The sequence below is a fragment of the Caldisericota bacterium genome (assembly GCA_034717215.1).
GTDB lineage: Bacteria > Caldisericota > Caldisericia > Caldisericales > Caldisericaceae > UBA646.
On sequence record JAYELD010000157.1, the window covers coordinates 1 to 4612 of the forward strand.

Below are 4612 nucleotides of genomic sequence, written 5' to 3' on the forward strand. Positions count from 1 at the left end.
CGCCTTTAATCTGGCACTCCTTTAAAAAAATATTGCTAACTGAATTGTCATTTGGTAGAAACAATCGGAATAGTTTCGGGTTTCTCCTCCTTATGTATAATCTGCTTTTTCCATTCACCTCTATAGTAAAAGAACAATGCAACAATTGCTGCACCCACATTACTAAGTGCCATCCCCCACCATATACCGGTAGAATCAAATCGCATACCAAAAAAATAGGCAAGTGGAATCCTTAATGCCCATAATCGAATAATATCTACTACCATAGGCTGGACATTATGTCCTGAGCCTCTGAACAATGCCGTAATTGCCCCAAATAAGCCAAAAAATGGAATACCAATTATGAAAATTGAGAGAAAACGAACCCCTTCTTGAATGATATCTGGTCTTCCGGGTATAAACATTTTAAAGAATGGAATCCTTAAAGCAAAAACAAATAATGCCTCAAGAAGAGTAACAAGCACTACAATTTTGAGGCCTTCCTTTGCAATTTTTTCTACTCTATGTATAAGGTTCGCACCCAGGTTCTGACCAACCAGAGTCATAATACCCATTCCAAGTCCATCTACCGCAATAAATATGATGGAAATAAGTCTATCTCCTATCCCATATGCAGCGAGAACAGTTTCAGGATTGCTTACTCTTCCAATAATTCCCATGACAAGCACAAATCCAAATGCTGTCGTAGAATTCCCAACTGCAGCAGGAAGCCCTACTTTAAAAATCTTCTTCATCCATCCCCAAACCGGGATGAGTCCTCTTAATGTTATTTTTATGCCTTTTGTACCCTTAAAGAGAAGGTACATGGAAATAGTGGCTGCAATACCCTGACAGATAACCGTCGCAAGAGCTGCACCAAGAACCCCCATACGAGGAAAACCCCACCAGCCAAAAATAAGAAATGGATCAAGAATAATATTTAACGTTACGGTGAAAAGATTTATCTGCATAGGAGTCACCGTATCACCTTTTGCAGAAAGAATGCTCTGAAATACAACAGCAATAAAAATAAAAGGCATTCCCCAAAAAACAAGTTTCAAATAAACTATAGCCGTTCCAGTTACCGAAGCTGCTTTTGTAATTAAAGGAACTAAGTATGGCGTTCCAATAATTCCAAGCACCGCAATTGCTACACCAAAAATAATAGAAAGCGAAAACACCTGGCTTGCTGCAGTGTTTGCTTTCTTATGTTCTCCTGCACCAGTATGCTGAGAAACAAGAGCTATCCCAGCCATACTGAACCCAAAAGAAAAAGCTATAAGCAACCAAATGATAGGCCATGCAACCTGCAAGCCCGCAACAGCTCCACCACTCTCAGCGGATGGCAAATGCCCCAACCAAAATGTATCTGAAAGATGATAAAGTGTGTGCAAAAATTGTGAAATCATTATAGGAAAACTCAATAGGAACATAACCTTTACAGGATTGCCGTTTAAAATTTCTTCTCTTGTAACTTTTCTCATTTTTCTCCTCACTAAAAAAAAATATTATAACATAAAACCACAATTAAACAATTTCTATTTCTACATGTTTTCCTTCCTCTTCATTTGTTATATCAATGATTTTGCCAGAAAATTCTGGGTCATTCATTGCTTTTTGCAACTCTTCCATGTCAATAGGTATATCTTCGCCTCCTACATTAATCATGTTCTTCTTGCCCATCTTATTTGCGATATTTAGCCCCCAATTAACTAAACTAAATGGTATAGTAATATTCACCTGAGGCTTCCCTTCTTTTTTCACGAGGACTTTCAAAAACCTTTTTCTTTTATTCTGTGAAGTAGATTGTTCGTCTCTTTTAACTTCTTTTAAAGCTTCAATAAGTTTTACCGCTTCGTCTTTTGAAACCGTTCCTTCTTCAAGCATTTCTAATACTTTTTTAATTTCGTCTTGCATTATTTCTCTCCTTTATTTAATTTAATTTCTTCAATACGAACATCTCCGCTTATTGTTTTTAACACAATGTCATATTTGCCTTCTCCCGATAAAAATTCAGAATTTCGTACATTCTTAAGATTCCCCTCGTTATCTTTAAATATTACATCTCCTGTTTTTGTTTTAGCTACTATCTTTGCATCAAAACTTTTTGCTTTCAACACACAATCACCGGAAATAGTTTTCAGAAATAGATTGCCGTCCAAGCTTGCATCAGTTATTCGGACATCTCCACTAAATGAAACAAGTTCTATCTCCCCTAACGAAACATCCTGCAATACAACATCTCCTGAGTAAGTTTTTAAAGCTCCGTTTAATTTCCCTTTGGTAACGGTTATATCTCCGGATTTTAGCGACATAGTAATAGCTCCGAATAAATTGTTACCTTTTACATCGCCGCTTGTAGATTCAAGCTTCATACTACCAGTAACATCATTTATTCTAATATCTCCATCCACAGTTTTTGCAGTAACATTGCCTGAAATGTGCTCAAGATACAGATCGCCGCTTACAGTATGCAGAGTCACATCGCTCTCCGACGGAATTACAATACTAATTGGTCGGGATGATAATAACGCATTTCCTATACGTATACCCAGAATATATACTGTCCTTTTATATTTATATTTCGGACGCACCACAAAGGTGTTTTCCTTTTTCTCTATTTTTATAAACTCTTTCCCTTCTATAATCTTCACTTCATTCAGGTCTTTTTCTCCGGTTATCTTTATATCTGTACTTACAAATCCAGATAGATTTAATTCAATTTTTTTTCCATCTGTAGAAAAAACACTGGTCTCATCCCCGTTATCTTCCTCCATTGCTTCCTCTAATTTTTTCTTCTCTTCATCAGATATCTTTCCCTCCTCGAGCAATCTTTTCAGCTGATCTTCAATCTTTTCATTCATTCCTCCGCCTCCTTTATTAATTTTACTGCTTCTTTAGCATTAATCTCTCCTCTTTCCAGCGCATCTAAAATTTCTTTTTTACCTGGTTTTTCTCCCGATTCACGCAAACCTAAAGCAATCAATGCTTTGTCCAGGCGATTTTTTGCAGTTGGATATGAAATTCCCAATCGTTCTTGGACTTCCTTAATGTTTCCTCTTGAACGAAGAAAAATAGCAAGAAATTCTTGATCTTCTTGTGGAAGCAACAAAAGCTTGCTAATTGGAAAATCACCGCGTATAACAGTGCCACATTTTGAACATTTAAGTTCCGATATTGTAAGAATCGCATTACAGGCAGGACAATTCGTTGGCATTTTTTTCATCTCTCACCTCCATTTTTAATATTATTTACCTTCATTTGAATAATATTAATATAAAATTTAGTTTTGTCAAGAGTAAGATAGGAGAATTTTAATAAAAAAGTCATAATTAGAATAAAACCAGAAAAAAATGGGATTTAAGTGCTTGACAGAAACTTAAAAATCAGTAATCTATAAGAGAATTCATATTAAAGGAGGTAGGTATAAATATGCCTATATTAAAAGCTTCAAAAAAATCAGTAAGAAAAGATAAGAAACGTACAGAAAGAAATACAAATTATAAAATTGCGTTAAAAAGAGTACTTGATTTTGCAAAAAAGAGTGGATATAGTGAAGATAAAGTAAGAGAAGCAATAAAAACTATTGATAAATTAGAGGCGAAAGGAATTATTCATCAAAATAACGCTTCGAGAAAAAAATCTGCACTGATGAAAAAATTAAACCAGGCAAAAAGCACAGAAACAGCTGTCAAAGAAGAAACGCCTGAACAAGAAACATCTGATTAAGATAACTACATATTCTGGATAAAGAGCTTGATATGCAGGGGACGATCTACTTCCCCTGTTTTTGATTTTATATCAATTTCTTCAAGTCGATGAAACGCTTCCAGGAATTGAGACATTTGATTTTTTTTTGCAAAAGATAACATTTTAGAAACAGCAAATCTTTTAATACCAAACCGCCTGGATAAACTATTAGTGCTAAATGCGCTCCTACTTGTAGTAGTCGCCATAAGCTCCTTTATGAAAATAACCTGAGAGAGCGTCTTTAAAAGCATAGAAAGCACCATCCCATCAGCAGTCTTATTTTCCGTAAGTAGTTCATCAAACATTTTCAGTGCAACACCTTTTCGTCTTTCCATAATCGCATCAATCAAATTAAAAACTTTTGGTTCCAAGGTATATTCTACAATTTCCTCCACATCACTTTTCTCTATCTTTTTATTATCTCCAATAAATAATGCCAGCTTTTTTATCTCTGATAACAGTAAAAATAAATCTCCACTGCATCGGATCAGAAGTTCACGGACAGCATCGCCAGATATTTCTTTGCCGTTTTCTGTGCAACGACTTTTAATCCACGTCTTAAGTATATCTGACGAAACTGAGTACTCGCGGATAAACACAGAATCTTTCTCAATTACAAATTTTTTAACCGTCTCGAATTTTTTAGAAGATTTAGACATTATAATAAGCACTGACGATGAAGGAACAGTCAACAGATAGATTCGCTGCGCTTCACTTACCGGAAGTTCTTCAATGTCCCTTAAAACCACTACCCTTCCTTTGCCAGTTTTGCTAAAAGGAATAGAATCTAAGACATTAGAGACGTCATGCACAGTAATATCTTCTCCGGATAACTCCACAAAATCAAATGCAATTGTCGTGCTATCTACAAATTTTTCTCTTA

Annotated in this window: 6 protein-coding genes; 1 reads left to right on the forward strand and 5 read right to left on the reverse strand. The window is 35.5% G+C overall.

Annotated features, from left to right (window positions below):
• Window positions 1-47: 47 nt before the first annotated feature.
• Genes U9Q18_06490 through U9Q18_06505 form a run of 4 tightly spaced genes read right to left on the reverse strand, consistent with a single transcriptional unit; the run spans window position 48 to window position 3205 of the window.
• Window positions 48-1463, reverse strand: coding sequence for an MATE family efflux transporter (locus tag U9Q18_06490; GenBank protein MEA3314005.1), 1416 nt, complete (start codon window positions 1461-1463; stop codon window positions 48-50).
• A gap of 43 nt (window positions 1464-1506) precedes the next feature.
• Window positions 1507-1896 carry a hypothetical protein gene (locus U9Q18_06495; GenBank protein ID MEA3314006.1) on the reverse strand — a complete coding sequence of 130 codons (390 nt, stop codon included), beginning with the start codon at window positions 1894-1896 and terminating at the stop codon, window positions 1507-1509.
• Window positions 1896-2843, reverse strand: a complete 948-nt coding sequence (locus U9Q18_06500; protein MEA3314007.1) for a DUF4097 family beta strand repeat-containing protein — start codon at window positions 2841-2843, stop codon at window positions 1896-1898. The genes U9Q18_06495 and U9Q18_06500 overlap by 1 nt, the downstream gene beginning before the upstream one ends.
• Window positions 2840-3205 (reverse strand): DUF2089 domain-containing protein, encoded by a 366-nt coding sequence (locus U9Q18_06505; protein MEA3314008.1) that lies wholly within the window; start codon window positions 3203-3205, stop codon window positions 2840-2842. Before U9Q18_06505 ends, U9Q18_06500 begins: the two co-directional genes overlap by 4 nt.
• 206 nt (window positions 3206-3411) lie before the next feature.
• Here U9Q18_06505 and rpsT point away from each other — a divergent pair, with 206 nt between their 5' ends.
• On the forward strand, window positions 3412-3708 hold the full coding sequence (rpsT, locus tag U9Q18_06510; GenBank protein MEA3314009.1) for a 30S ribosomal protein S20: 297 nt from the start codon (window positions 3412-3414) through the stop codon (window positions 3706-3708).
• 5 nt (window positions 3709-3713) lie between these two features.
• Here rpsT and holA read toward each other — a convergent pair.
• On the reverse strand, window positions 3714-4612 hold an 899-nt coding region (gene holA / locus U9Q18_06515), incomplete at its 5' end, for a DNA polymerase III subunit delta (protein ID MEA3314010.1).

Coding starts and splice junctions, on each gene's coding strand:
- U9Q18_06490 (MEA3314005.1), bottom strand. CDS start 1,463: ATGAGAAAAGTTACAAGAGAAGAAATTTTAAACGGCAATCCTGTAAAG.
- U9Q18_06495 (MEA3314006.1), bottom strand. CDS start 1,896: ATGCAAGACGAAATTAAAAAAGTATTAGAAATGCTTGAAGAAGGAACG.
- U9Q18_06500 (MEA3314007.1), bottom strand. CDS start 2,843: ATGAATGAAAAGATTGAAGATCAGCTGAAAAGATTGCTCGAGGAGGGA.
- U9Q18_06505 (MEA3314008.1), bottom strand. CDS start 3,205: ATGAAAAAAATGCCAACGAATTGTCCTGCCTGTAATGCGATTCTTACA.
- rpsT (MEA3314009.1), top strand. CDS start 3,412: ATGCCTATATTAAAAGCTTCAAAAAAATCAGTAAGAAAAGATAAGAAA.